The following is a 12135-nucleotide window of genomic DNA, read 5'->3' as shown; positions in this document are numbered from 1 at the left end:
AATCCTCTCATTCATATTCGGTCAATCATTAAATACACCCTGCCCCTGACGAATCAAGACGGGCACATCCTCGGTAAAATCAATCACCGTTGTCGGCTCAAAACCACAAAAACCGCCGTCCAACACCGCATCCAAAGCGTGCCCGAGCGTTTCCTGAATGCTCCAGCCATCGGTCATCGGCAACTCTTCACCGGGCAAAATCAACGACACTGAAATCAACGGTTTATCAAAATAAGACAAAAGCGCATTGGTGACGGTATTGGGTGTCACTCGCAAGCCGATGTATTTGCGTTTCGGCGTTTGCAAGCGACGCGGCACCTCCCGGCTGGCCGGCAAAATAAAGGTATAAGGCCCAGGCAAATGCGACTTGAGATAACGAAACTGCACATTGCCCACCTTGGCATACGCGGATAACTGGCTTAAATCCGGGCAAACGAGGGTAAAATAATGTTTATCATCCAAACGCCGAATCGCTCGAATACGGTCGGCACCTTCTTTGTTATCCAGCAGACAGCCCAAGGCGTAACCCGATTCCGTCGGGTAGGCAATAACCCCGCCAGCGTTCAAAATATCCACCGCCTGCTTTAAAATTCGATCTTGGGGGTTATCGGGATGCACCGATAGGTATTGACATTCTCTTCGCACAATGAATTCCAGATAAGGTACGGTCAGTGGGTAAGCGGGCAAATTATACTGTAAATGCCCGCAAAATATCCTAGGATATCGGCGAATTCAATCCGGACGCCAAGCTTCCCGAACGAAACAACTCCCAAACCGGCCGACAATTTTTCGGCATCGGTGCCAACCACCCCAAATCCCGCCAGACCTGCTCTGGGCGATGAAAGTCCGACCCCAATGACGCATAGAGTCCGTAACGCTGCGCACGTTGCGCCATGCCGATCTGCTCAGAACAAACGCGCGGCTGGTTCACCACTTCAATCGCTTGCCCTCCAGCCTCCTTAAAGGCTTCAATCATTCGGTTCAGCTTATTAGACCCCATTTTGTAAATATGCGGATGCGCAATCACCGCCACACCGTCAGCCTCACGAATCCAGCGCACCACTTCACTCAACTCCGGCCACGCCACTGAAGCATACATCGGCTTGCCCTTCTTAAGAAACCAGTCAAACGCCTGCTGATGATCTTTGGTGACGCCCTGCGCCATTAAGGCCTTCGCAAAATGATTACGACCAATCATGCCTTCACCAATCTCCGGCAATATCCATTTCAAAACACTCTCGTAACGGCGTTTCTGAAATTTCACATCCATTTCAAAGGCACGCGTCCAGCGCAAAATGCGGTTCCACTTTAATCCCGACTGCAATTGCGGATTATCCACATCCACATTCAATCCGACCACATGAATGGTATGACCCTGCCACTGACAGGAAATTTCCGAGGCGGGAATCAAATCCAACCCCCTTTTTTCCGCATAGTCGCGAACCGCTTCATAACCGGCAGTGGTATCGTGATCGGTGATCGCCAAGGCAGTCACCCCTTTTTCCAAAGCACGCTCAACCAGAGCCTGTGGTGTCAAAGCACCGTCGGATGCGGTGGTGTGGCAGTGAAAATCGGCTCTCATTCAATATCCTGAAACATTTGGGTTAAAACAGTAATTCGTATGATATGGGTTTCCTTACGCGCACATCCCATATAAAATGAGTGTCGTCCGCACAGCGTCTTAACCGAAGTCAGACAGACAACGCTGATCCATTTTATCAAACACAGCCCAAAGTATTCTAAATGAAACTATTATTCGATTTATTTCCCGTCATTCTATTCTTCATCGCCTTCAAAATGTACGATATCTATGTCGCCACGGCGGTGGCCATAGTCGCCTCGATTGCCCAAGTGGCCTATGTTTACGCCAAAGACAAGCGCGTTGAAAAAATGCACCTTATTACCTTGGCGCTGATCGTCATTTTGGGCGGAGCCACGCTGATTTTTCAGGATGAAGACTTTATTAAGTGGAAGCCCACCGTCGTCAACTGGGGCTTTGCACTGGTCTTTTTAGGCAGTCACTATATCGGCCAGAAACCGATTATCCGCCGAATGATGGATCAAGCCATTACCCTGCCGGATCGCGTCTGGGTGAATCTGAGCTATATGTGGGTCGCCTTTTTTATCTTTTCTGGGGTCGCGAATATCTACGTCGCTTACCAGTTTGACACCGATACTTGGGTCAACTTCAAACTGTTCGGCCTGATGGGGCTGACCCTTCTGTTCATCATTATTCAAGGCTTATACATCAGCCGTTACATTAAAACCAAGGATGAAGAGACGTTTGACGAAACCGAACAACGCGTAATGGACACCACCCTGGATACCTTGGCCAGTGCGGAACTCGATTCAGTGTCCAGTGGGCAGACCACCGACACCGCGCAAACGTCGGCAAATACAAGCTCTAACAACCCACCCACCCCAAAAAAAGACGAGAAATAATCATGTTGTATTCCATATTCGCCTACGACGTCGAAAACAGTTTGCCATTACGTGCGCAGGCACGCCCAGAACACATCGCTCGCTTAAAAGCACTGTCAGAGGCTGGTCGTCTGATTTTGGCCGGCCCCAACCCCGCCGTGGATTCCAACGACCCAGGCGAAGCCGGGTTCAGCGGCAGCCTCATCGTCGCCGAGTTCGACTCTTTGGAAAACGCCCAGGCCTGGGCAAATGCCGACCCTTATCTGGCGGCCGGCGTTTACGAAAAAGTTGAGGTCAAACCCTTTAAAAAGGTGCTTCCATAACCATGAACATCGCGCTAAGATAGCCCAGAACTTCTTTTTTGAGAAACGCCTATGTCAAATGTCGCATATCTGATTCCCAAACGTCAGCAAAAAAACCTGCTGGCCACTGCCGATCCCGTGGAACTGATGGACGTGGATTTTGTGCAAGTCCCCCTGCTGGGTTGGACATCCGCCGGGCAACCGATTCAAATGGAAATGGATTACGATACGGTTTCCGTTCCGCAATCCATGGTGCGCAAGGAGACCTTTGCCTTGCGGGTGAAAGGCAATTCCATGATTGACGAAAACATCGAAGACGGCGACATCGTCATTATCGAACGCCGTTCTACCGCAGAAAACGGCGAGTCGGTGGTGGTGCGCATCAACAATGAAGAAGTCACCATGAAAAAATTCTACATTGAAAAAACCGGCATTCGCCTGCAACCGGCGAATGCCGAGATGGAACCCATTATCATCACCAATGAAAACATTGAAATTCTCGGCATTGTCACCGGTATTCTCCGCCAACCTAACTGAAGCAACGAAGGCTTTTCGCTATGAACCCACCGGATCCCAAAATTACGCTGATCGTTACCGGCGGCACCCTGGATAAAGATTATCAAACCACTACCGGCGAACTGATGTTCTGCGAAACACACTTACCGGAAATGCTGCAACAGGCCAATACCACCCTCAGTATTCAGACCCATATTCCCATGCTGAAAGACAGCCTCGACATGACCGACTTTGACCGACAATGCATTGCCGAACTTTGCGAACAGGCCGACACCGACAGCATCGTTATCAGCCACGGCACCGACACCATGGTTGAAACCGCTCGAATGCTGTCCGACACCCTAATACTGAACAACAAAACCATCGTTTTAACCGGAGCCATGCGTCCTTACCGCCTGGGTCACTCGGATGCGATGTTTAATCTGGGCACCGCAATAATGGCGGCACAACTGGCCGATGCCGGAGTGTATATCGCCATGAACGGTGAACTTTTCCAAGCCAATCAAGTGTCTAAAAACCACCAGAAAGGCGTGTTTGAATTAAACGTTTGACACCACGGCTAGGCTGACAACACCATGCCACTATTGCTTGCTTATCTGGCTGTGATACTGATCTGGTCTACCACCCCTTTAGCCATTCAATGGAGCGGCCAGCAGGACTGGCTCGTGGGGGTGGCCGGTCGCATTTTCATCAGTGCCCTGCTGATTATTCCCATTTTACTTTTCTGGACACGTCAGCGGTTTTCACTGAAAAAACAGGATCTACTCATCTATCTTGCCGCCAGTCTCGGCATGCTCGGCGGCATGACGCCCATGTACTATGCCGCCCAAACCATGCCTTCCGGATGGGTCTCGCTTTTATTCGGTTTAACGCCGATGGTCACCGGGCTCTTCGCTTATTTTATTTTGCACAACATGGCCTTAACCCTCAGCAAATACCTGGGGTTACTGGTCGGTTTTATCGGCCTCATGGTGGTACTGGCACCCAACTTGAGCTGGCAAACTGCTGCCGGAAAAACCCTGCTCACCGGACTGGGCTTCGCCCTACTGTCGGTGACGTTTCATTCGCTCAGCACCGTACTGGTGAAAAAACTCAATCACGGTCTGCCCAACACGCACATTGTCGCCGGAGCCGTCTGGATTTCCAGCCTGGTGTATCTGCTGCTGCATCCGCAATTTTTAATCGAGTTACCCGCCTTGCCAAATCGTGCCCTGAGCGCCATTGTCTACCTCGGCGTATTCGGCTCGCTGATCGGGTTTATTCTCTACTACTATGTGCTGCGGCATCTGGATGCGGTGCGACTGGGACTGATTACCTTAATCACCCCGATCATCGCCCTGTTGCTGGGGCATTTCCTAAATCAGGAACCGCTCAATGCCACCATCTGGACAGGGGCAGGCCTGGTGATTTTAGGTTTGGTTTTATTTGAATTCGGGCACCGTGTGTCACGGGAGTCCTTTCGACTGCTATTGAACCGAATGTTTTGAAATGGAAAGGACTGGCTGAATATCCATGCAACGGTATGCTTATTTGAAAGGGTTGGCGATATTGGAAGGCACCACGCTGGTGGCGCTCATATTCATCGCCATGCCGCTGAAATACGCTTTCGGGTATCCGCATGCCGTTTCGATCATCGGACTATTGCACGGCATTTTATTTATGACGTTCAGCGCGTTGCTAGCCGCCTACGCGCTGAAAGGATGGCTTACGGAAATGCAGGCTTTCAGAGGGTTTCTGGCGGCTCTAATCCCCTTCGGAACCTTTATTTACCAAGCCACCATCCTGCGCAAACTGGGACACCGCTGACATTTGGCCAGGCCTGGCGAAAATGAGCGCCCAAATGGTACTACCACTCCAGACCTTTTAAATATTGAAAAATCGCTCGGGAGGCTTTAGGCGGCTTGTTTTGTTCCGCTTCTTTCTGAGCATTACGAATCCACTGCCGTAACTGACTGCGATCAGCCTGAGTGTATTCCGCCACAAATTCATTCAGCGCCTCATCGCCTTCGGTCACCAGACGATCGCGCCATTTTTCCAGACGATGAAAATGGGCATTTTGCTGCTTGGCTTGCTGCTCCATTGCAAACAATCGTGCTTTGATCTCAACGATCAGCGGCTCATTCTTGCGCAATAACTTGCCGATAAACAGCTTCTGCCGCTTAATCGCTGGCCCATTTTTCATTTCTTTCATTAACAGCAGCGCATTCAGCAGCTCTTCCGGCAAGGCCATTTTTTTCAGCGCCGTTTCGGATAACTCCGCCAATTGCTCACCCATTTCCGTAACCGCTTGAGCCGCTTTTTTAATGTCGGTGCGGCTTTCAAATTCTTCCTGTTCCCAGTCTGGAATTTCTTTCTTAGCTTTGGTTCGATTCACATTACGCGGTCTGACCATCATTATTTCCTTATCAGATATTGAAACGCTTTTTAACCCGAACAGTTCACAAATTTGCACCGACCTTGATTGCTCCTTGATTCCACAAGAAATATTTTCTCAGTCGGCCGTAATCGTGGATACGGCACTTCTTCGAAAATTTCCTTGTGAAAACAAGGTTCTGCGCAATTTCAGCACAAATTCATGAAATATTCGGGTTAAGCGCGCGGCGGCATCATCGCCAGCCATTCGGACTCGTCCAGAACCGCTACACCCAGCGATTCGGCCTTGGTCAATTTTGAACCGGCTTTGTCACCGGCAATCACATAATCGGTTTTGGCGGACACACTGCCGGTGACTTTGGCTCCCAAGGATTCCAGCCAGTCTGTGGCCTCCGGACGACTCATTTCGGTTAAGGTGCCCGTCAACACCACGACTTTTCCGTCAAACGGCGAATCCGTCGAACCCTCGGCGGCTTGCGGTGTCGGCCAATGGATTCCAGCCTTCAGCAAACCTTGAATCACTTCTTCATTATGCGGTTCCTTGAAGAAGTTCACTAGGTGTTCGGCGACCACTTCACCGACGTCATCCACCGCAACAAATTCTTCAAGCGTGGCCTGCTGAATGCTTGGCAAGTCTTTGAAGTGATTGGCTAAATTCCGCGCCGTGACTTCACCGACTTCCGGAATCCCCAGACTGTAAATAAACTTGGCCAAGGTGGTTTCACGGGAGGCTTGAATACCGTCCACAACATTTTGCGCCGACTTTTCGCCCATGCGTTCCAGGCTCGCCAGCTGTTCGACCGTTAAATGATAAAAATCATCCGGATGTTTCACCCAGCCGATATCCACCAACTGGTCAATCAGCTTATCACCTAAACCCTGAATATCCATCGCTTTACGCGATACAAAGTGATATAAAGAACGTTTACGCTGGGCCGGGCAAACCAAGCCGCCGGTACAGCGATAAGCCGCTTTATCGGCTTCTTTAACCACATCGGAACCGCACTCCGGGCAGTGACTCGGCATTTCAAACAGTCGAGTCTCCCCTAGGCGCTGCGCCAACACCGGCCCCACGACTTCCGGAATCACGTCTCCGGCACGGCGGACAATCACGGTATCGCCGATGCGGACGTCCTTGCGGCGAATCTCATCCATATTATGCAGGGTCGCATTAGAAACCGTCACACCGCCCACGGAAACCGGTTCCAAACGTGCCACAGGCGTAATCGCGCCGGTACGCCCCACCTGTACTTCAATGTCCAACAGCTTGGTCCAGACCTCTTGCGCCGGGAATTTGCGCGCGATGGCCCAACGAGGCGCACGTGCGGTAAACCCAAGGTGTGCTTGCAGGGCAATAGGATTCACTTTATAGACAATGCCATCGATTTCATACGGTAATTCATCGCGCGAGCGCAACAGTTTTTCATAGTAGGTCAGCATTCCGTCCAGGTTGCGCACCACTTCGGAATGCGGATTGGATGGCAAGCCCCACTGCACCAACTGGTCAATCATATCCGAATAACGTTCCGGCACCGGCCAGTTGTCGCTGATTTCGCCCCAGCCATAGAGGTAAAAACTCAACTGACGTTTGGCGACGATTTTGGCATCCAGTTGTCGCAAGGAGCCAGCGGCGGCATTTCGAGGGTTAGCAAACACTTTGCCGTTGATGGATTGCTGATAGGCGTTCAGTTTTTCAAACGCTGTTTTAGACATAAACACTTCGCCGCGCACTTCCACCACTTCCGGCCAGGCCTGGCCAAAAAGCTTCAAGGGAACGGCTTGAATGGTGCGCACATTATGGGTGACATCCTCGCCGACCTGACCGTCGCCGCGGGTGGTGGCTTGTACCAGTTCGCCGTTTTCATAACGGATATTAATGGCCAGACCGTCCATTTTCGGTTCGGCGGAAAACTCGATTTCCGCCAGGCCTGGCGCTTTTTCCTGAATGCGCTTCAAAAACGCCGCCAGGTCCTCGTCGTTAAAGGCATTGTCTAGGGAATACATGGCCAGCGCATGGCGGACGGTTTTGAATTCGGTGAGGGGCTGGTCACCGACCCGCTGACTGGGCGATTCCTTTAGCACCCAATCCGGGTGCAAGGTTTCCACCGCCAACAGTAGCTGATAAAGGGCGTCGTATTGCGGGTCACTGATTTGCGGGGCGTCCAGTACATAATACTGATGGCTGTGATGGTTCAGACGTTTCACCAACGCCTGATAGTGCGATTGGGTAAAGTCGTGCGGCTCTTCTGGCTCAGTCATAAAAAGATGAAATGTTAAATCGCACGCGATTCATAGGCGACCGCCGCATCGCGCATCGCCTGAAAATCGGATTCTTTCATTAAATGACGTTCGGCATCATACAGGCGGGCATTCAAGCGTTGCGAGATTTTGCGCGACATCATAATCATATCGTGCATCACCGCCGGGGCTTTCACCGTCGTCGGCAGTTCCAGGATCAGCACCACACCGGGCGTTGTAAACTCATTATTCGTCGGTTCGTCCAATGGAAAACTCCCCGGCTCCAGCAGATTCGCTACCCGGATAATTTCGTTCCCCATCGAGTCTTTTTTCACAAAAATGCCATTACTGTTGGGCACCAACCCCACCCCGTGCAAGGTCTGATTGACTTTCGGCCAGGCAAAATCTTGGGTTCCCATCACGATAATCGCAAATATTTGCGGTTCTTTCAGCTCGGTTTCCGCGGCCGTATTCGGCGCACTGACCCCATCTTCCGGAATGCCAAAACTGGGTGTGTAGTCGTCATCTGCGGCATAGGGATGATCGCCGTTTGACTCCAACCCCATCACCGGCTGCATGTCTTCCACTTCCAGCACAATGTGACGCGGCTTACGCTGAGTGGTTTCGTTGGTGGCCTCCGAATCCGCTGGCGCCGGCGTCGATTGCATTGCGGACGATGCCGATTCAGTCGTCTGAGACGCGGACTTCGGTGGCGGCTCAAACTCCTGACCAAACGCCAGTCCCAGTTGCGACTCCGGTACGTCATCCGCTTCCGCCTCGTCCAGATGCAAACGATGTTCGGTTTCTTTGGAAAAAGGAATGTGTGGCTCGCCCAATTCGTTCAAGGCTTCACTGGCAGAAGTGCGCTCATCTCGAGAAGCTGTTAGGCCTTTCGAGTCCGACTCGGGTGCATCTGATTTCGCTTTCCTTTTTTGAAAAAAATAAAGCCCGGCAATGACAATAATTGCAAAGAGGATTAAAACTTGTTGCAATTCGTTCATTGAGCACTTTCCTTACACGTTATTGCAATGTCTTGCGTTGATAGAATCGGATCGCCTGGACAGCATCTGAGATCGTTGGCTGACGCCCGCCGAATACCGCCTGTCAACGGCACGGCTGGGAAACCTTCAAAAGTAGTCAGAATTTTACTTTAATTCCACTTTAAATAAAAGCACACTGACGCCATTATCGAACGGTTTGCTATAATGAGCCGAGTCTGTTTTTTGAACCAACCGGCCACCCGACTGACGCAGCGCCAATACGGCAATTTTATGATGACACAACCCAACACCTTACACTCACAAAACACGGCAAACAGCGAACATTGGCTGGGAATCGACATTGGCACATCGGGAATGCGTGCGCTGGTTATTCCGGCCAACAGCCGTGCCTTTGACGAGACCCTCGCAACCGCCACCGAATCCATGCCATTTCCCGACAGACAGGACGCTTGCAGTGAACAAAGTCCCGAATTATGGATTGAGACACTCAATCGCCTGCTCGCCTCTCTGGCACAGAAAACCCCTTTAAACCGCATCACCCATTGCATACTGGATGCCACCTCCTCCACCGTTCTGCTGGGCAGCCAGCAAGGGGAAGCCTGGACATCAGCACGGATGTACGACGACCGAAGAGCGCAGCCGCAAGCCTCGCGCATCGCCCGCATCGCACCCAAGCAGAGCGCGGCACACGGTGCCTCCAGCACGCTGGCGAAAGTCATGTGGTTGGAAGCCCATCAACTCACGGTCACGCAACGGGAAGAAGCACATATTTTCCACCAAATTGACTGGGTGAACCGCTATCTCACGGGGCACCCTGTCCCCACAGATGAAAATAACGCCTTGAAACTGGGATACGACCCGATTCACCAGGCCTGGCCAAACTGGATTGGCGAGCTGACACAGCTCTGCTTGCCGAAAGTCGTGTCCCCCGGCACGCCCATTGGCTCAATCTCCCCCGACTTGGCCAAACGATTCGGCTTCGACCCGAGCATGCAAATTGTCAGCGGCACCACCGACAGTCTAGCGGCGTTTTTAGCCACCGGCGCTCATCGAATCGGAGACGCCGTCACGTCGCTTGGGTCCACTCTGGCACTGAAACTGTTATCCGACCAACCCATTTTTGCGCCGGAATACGGTCTTTACAGCCATCGCCTGCAAGACCGCTGGTTGGTTGGCGGCGCATCGAATGCCGGTGGTGCCGTCCTATTGAAATACTTTGATCTGAAAACGCTGAAACAGCTGATCGCCCAGCTCAATATTCAGCAACCGAGCGGTTTAGACTACTATCCGCTGCTGTCGAACGGCGAGCGATTTCCTATCAACGACCCGACGCTGGCTCCGCGCGTGACGCCAAGACCCGATTCGGATGAACAATTTTTACAGGGACTGCTGGAAGGATTGGTGGCCATTGAAGCCTTGGGGTATCAACGCTTTGAAACGCTGGGCGCACCCAGACTGAAACGGCTGTTCACCACTGGGGGTGGCACACAGAACACTGCCTGGATGGCTTTGCGGGCGCAAGCGTTGCCCGGCGAAATGGTCAACGTAAATCACGCCGACGCCGCCTTTGGCGTCACCCGCTTACTTGGGGCAAAAGCCTAAAGACTCTAACCGACCGTTGGCCACAATGACTGCTAAGCGACTGGTTAGCGACTGGTATTATCTGCCCGATTTGGACAAGGCTCGAACCAATTCCAGATTCAAGTGCTGATGACCGAAAGCATCACCGGACAGCACTTGAAACGGTTGATCCGGTTCGCCCATGTGATCCAGCACCAGATCCGCCTTGGAAAAATCATCGTCTTTGGTGTAATCATTAATGGTCACAATGGTCGGCACCTGAGCCGCTGACGAAGACAGAATGCCATTGAGCGAATCCTCAAACGCAATCGCCTCTTCCGGTGCCAGCGACATCTGCTCTAACGCCCAGTGGTAAATATCCGGTGCCGGTTTCTTGGCGGGGACAATATCGCCGGCGGCAATGACTTCAAACCAAGATTCCGAGTCTTCCCCCAATGTGTGCGTCAGCAACGCAGTGACATTAGCCGGCGTGGTGGTGGTCACCACCGCTAGGCGCAACCCAGCATCGCGCGCCTCCTGAATCAAACGCTCAACCCCGGTACGCAAGGGAATTTTTCCTTCCGATAATAACTGGGTGTAGAAATCGGTTTTTGCCTGGTGCAATCCTTTTACAAAGTCATCGAAATTGTCCGGTTTTTCAAAGTCGGTGTGAAACTTTTCCAAGAAATAGCGAATGCGTTCTTTGCCGCCTGTGACGGCCAACAATTCACCATAAAGTGCTTCATTCCAGTGCCAATCAAGGCCAGCCTGCTCAAAGGCCATATTAAACGCCACCCGATGACCGTCTCGCTCGGTATCCGCCAAAGTGCCGTCCACATCAAATAACAACGCCTGTAATTCTGCCATTTTCGCTATTCCTTATTCGTTAAAAACTCGCATTATTAAAGCGCATCTGACGAATTTTGCAACTTTCTTACAGGGTTTAACGGCCTTTTTCCTCAATTCGTGCGAGCATTTACTCAAGAATCCATTCGACTTGGCTGGTAAAATAGGTTGTCTGTGTTTGGAAAACTTGGTATAAAACGCAGTTAGATTTTTGCCGGATCTTTTCACACGTCTGGGACGAGCGTTAAGATTTTTTATTCAGAATAGACCCTTGGCAGCTTCCGCTTAGAGCAAACATTGAATGCCGAACTCGGTCTAACACAATAATAAAAAAGGGAAAGTGATGGAACTTTCACATGATTTTATCGAAAACTACCCACAGTATGAACCGAAGCCCGATGAAGAATACATGAGTCCGGAAATGCTGACACATTTCAAAAACAAGCTCTTGGCCTGGAAAAAACAGTTGATTTGGGAAGCCAGCAACACCGTAAATCATCTTCGCTCGGATTCATCAACCCCCGCCGATCCAAACGACCGCGCATCACAGGAAGAAGAATTCGCCTTGGAATTAAGAACGCGCGACCGAGAGCGTAAACTGATTGCCAAAATTGATAAATCGCTGAAAGACATTGAAAACGGTGAGTACGGTTATTGCAAAATGAGCGGTGACCCCATTGGTTTGGCCCGAATGGAAGCGCGTCCTACAGCCACCTTAACGGTGGAAATGAAAACCAAACAAGAAATGCGCGAGAAACAGGGGATCGCCTAATCCTCTTTGGCGTTACAACAAACAAACGCCAAAACGTTCGAAAAACACACGCAACCGCGCCCTCACTTGGGGGCGGTTCGTTTACACCCAAGGCAATTCAACGGCC

Annotated in this window: 14 protein-coding genes; 8 read left to right on the top strand and 6 right to left on the bottom strand. The window is 51.3% G+C overall.

The features are described 5' to 3' along the window. Window positions 1-21: 21 nt before the first annotated feature. Together ACP5D0_RS00415 and ACP5D0_RS00410 are read right to left on the bottom strand one after the other, a co-directional pair. Entirely contained in the window at window positions 22-645 is a 624-nt protein-coding gene (locus ACP5D0_RS00415) for an L-threonylcarbamoyladenylate synthase (protein WP_472363571.1), read from the bottom strand. 70 nt (window positions 646-715) lie between these two features. Then, window positions 716-1582, bottom strand: a complete 867-nt coding sequence (locus ACP5D0_RS00410; protein WP_472363570.1) for a PHP domain-containing protein — start codon at window positions 1580-1582, stop codon at window positions 716-718. Between the two features lie 161 nt (window positions 1583-1743). Here ACP5D0_RS00410 and ACP5D0_RS00405 point away from each other — a divergent pair, with 161 nt between their 5' ends. The 6 genes from ACP5D0_RS00405 to ACP5D0_RS00380 are packed head-to-tail and all read left to right on the top strand — an operon-like array spanning window position 1744 to window position 5045. Beyond that, a complete protein-coding gene (locus ACP5D0_RS00405) occupies window positions 1744-2442 on the top strand; it encodes a septation protein A (RefSeq protein WP_472363569.1) in 699 nt (232 codons plus the stop codon). A 2-nt stretch (window positions 2443-2444) separates the two neighbouring features. After that, the gene (locus tag ACP5D0_RS00400) at window positions 2445-2744 is read left to right on the top strand and encodes a YciI family protein (protein ID WP_472363568.1); all 300 of its coding nucleotides are present in this window, start codon (window positions 2445-2447) and stop codon (window positions 2742-2744) included. A 51-nt stretch (window positions 2745-2795) separates the two neighbouring features. Then, on the top strand, window positions 2796-3260 hold the full coding sequence (gene lexA, locus ACP5D0_RS00395; RefSeq protein ID WP_472363567.1) for a transcriptional repressor LexA: 465 nt from the start codon (window positions 2796-2798) through the stop codon (window positions 3258-3260). Between the two features lie 20 nt (window positions 3261-3280). Beyond that, on the top strand, window positions 3281-3790 hold the full coding sequence (locus ACP5D0_RS00390; protein ID WP_472363566.1) for an asparaginase domain-containing protein: 510 nt from the start codon (window positions 3281-3283) through the stop codon (window positions 3788-3790). Window positions 3791-3814: 24 nt separating this feature from the next. Then, window positions 3815-4726, top strand: coding sequence for a DMT family transporter (locus tag ACP5D0_RS00385; protein WP_472363565.1), 912 nt, complete (start codon window positions 3815-3817; stop codon window positions 4724-4726). A 25-nt stretch (window positions 4727-4751) separates the two neighbouring features. After that, complete coding sequence (locus ACP5D0_RS00380; RefSeq protein WP_472363564.1) at window positions 4752-5045, top strand: DUF3817 domain-containing protein; 294 nt, start codon at window positions 4752-4754, stop codon at window positions 5043-5045. A gap of 40 nt (window positions 5046-5085) precedes the next feature. On the opposite strand, the gene yjgA is transcribed toward ACP5D0_RS00380, so the two are convergent. The 3 genes from yjgA to ACP5D0_RS00365 form a co-directional block, all read right to left on the bottom strand. Further along, window positions 5086-5634, bottom strand: a complete 549-nt coding sequence (gene yjgA / locus ACP5D0_RS00375; protein WP_472363563.1) for a ribosome biogenesis factor YjgA — start codon at window positions 5632-5634, stop codon at window positions 5086-5088. A gap of 194 nt (window positions 5635-5828) precedes the next feature. Continuing rightward, the gene (ligA, locus tag ACP5D0_RS00370) at window positions 5829-7871 is read right to left on the bottom strand and encodes an NAD-dependent DNA ligase LigA (protein WP_472363562.1); all 2043 of its coding nucleotides are present in this window, start codon (window positions 7869-7871) and stop codon (window positions 5829-5831) included. Between the two features lie 14 nt (window positions 7872-7885). Continuing rightward, complete coding sequence (locus ACP5D0_RS00365; protein ID WP_472363561.1) at window positions 7886-8851, bottom strand: cell division protein ZipA; 966 nt, start codon at window positions 8849-8851, stop codon at window positions 7886-7888. A gap of 204 nt (window positions 8852-9055) precedes the next feature. Between ACP5D0_RS00365 and ACP5D0_RS00360 the strand changes: the two genes are divergently transcribed. Next, the gene (locus ACP5D0_RS00360; RefSeq protein ID WP_472363560.1) at window positions 9056-10453 is read left to right on the top strand and encodes an FGGY-family carbohydrate kinase; all 1398 of its coding nucleotides are present in this window, start codon (window positions 9056-9058) and stop codon (window positions 10451-10453) included. Between the two features lie 57 nt (window positions 10454-10510). Here the strand turns inward: ACP5D0_RS00360 and ACP5D0_RS00355 are convergent, their stop codons facing one another. Beyond that, a complete protein-coding gene (locus ACP5D0_RS00355; RefSeq protein WP_472363559.1) occupies window positions 10511-11278 on the bottom strand; it encodes an HAD family hydrolase in 768 nt (255 codons plus the stop codon). A 322-nt stretch (window positions 11279-11600) separates the two neighbouring features. On the opposite strand from ACP5D0_RS00355, the gene dksA reads away from it, so the two are divergent. After that, complete coding sequence (gene dksA, locus ACP5D0_RS00350) at window positions 11601-12029, top strand: RNA polymerase-binding protein DksA (protein ID WP_472363558.1); 429 nt, start codon at window positions 11601-11603, stop codon at window positions 12027-12029. The last annotated feature ends 106 nt before the right edge of the window (window positions 12030-12135 follow it).

This window comes from Hydrogenovibrio sp. (assembly GCF_049975065.1).
Classification (GTDB): domain Bacteria; phylum Pseudomonadota; class Gammaproteobacteria; order Thiomicrospirales; family Thiomicrospiraceae; genus Hydrogenovibrio.
Note: the sequence above shows the minus strand (reverse complement) of the source record. Positions and strands in the feature narration are given on the sequence as shown.

Coding starts and splice junctions, on each gene's coding strand:
- ACP5D0_RS00380 (WP_472363564.1), top strand. CDS start 4,752: ATGCAACGGTATGCTTATTTGAAAGGGTTGGCGATATTGGAAGGCACC.
- ACP5D0_RS00365 (WP_472363561.1), bottom strand. CDS start 8,851: ATGAACGAATTGCAACAAGTTTTAATCCTCTTTGCAATTATTGTCATT.
- yjgA (WP_472363563.1), bottom strand. CDS start 5,634: ATGATGGTCAGACCGCGTAATGTGAATCGAACCAAAGCTAAGAAAGAA.
- dksA (WP_472363558.1), top strand. CDS start 11,601: ATGGAACTTTCACATGATTTTATCGAAAACTACCCACAGTATGAACCG.
- lexA (WP_472363567.1), top strand. CDS start 2,796: ATGTCAAATGTCGCATATCTGATTCCCAAACGTCAGCAAAAAAACCTG.
- ligA (WP_472363562.1), bottom strand. CDS start 7,871: ATGACTGAGCCAGAAGAGCCGCACGACTTTACCCAATCGCACTATCAG.
- ACP5D0_RS00390 (WP_472363566.1), top strand. CDS start 3,281: ATGAACCCACCGGATCCCAAAATTACGCTGATCGTTACCGGCGGCACC.
- ACP5D0_RS00355 (WP_472363559.1), bottom strand. CDS start 11,278: ATGGCAGAATTACAGGCGTTGTTATTTGATGTGGACGGCACTTTGGCG.
- ACP5D0_RS00410 (WP_472363570.1), bottom strand. CDS start 1,582: ATGAGAGCCGATTTTCACTGCCACACCACCGCATCCGACGGTGCTTTG.
- ACP5D0_RS00405 (WP_472363569.1), top strand. CDS start 1,744: ATGAAACTATTATTCGATTTATTTCCCGTCATTCTATTCTTCATCGCC.
- ACP5D0_RS00360 (WP_472363560.1), top strand. CDS start 9,056: ATGAGCCGAGTCTGTTTTTTGAACCAACCGGCCACCCGACTGACGCAG.
- ACP5D0_RS00385 (WP_472363565.1), top strand. CDS start 3,815: ATGCCACTATTGCTTGCTTATCTGGCTGTGATACTGATCTGGTCTACC.
- ACP5D0_RS00400 (WP_472363568.1), top strand. CDS start 2,445: ATGTTGTATTCCATATTCGCCTACGACGTCGAAAACAGTTTGCCATTA.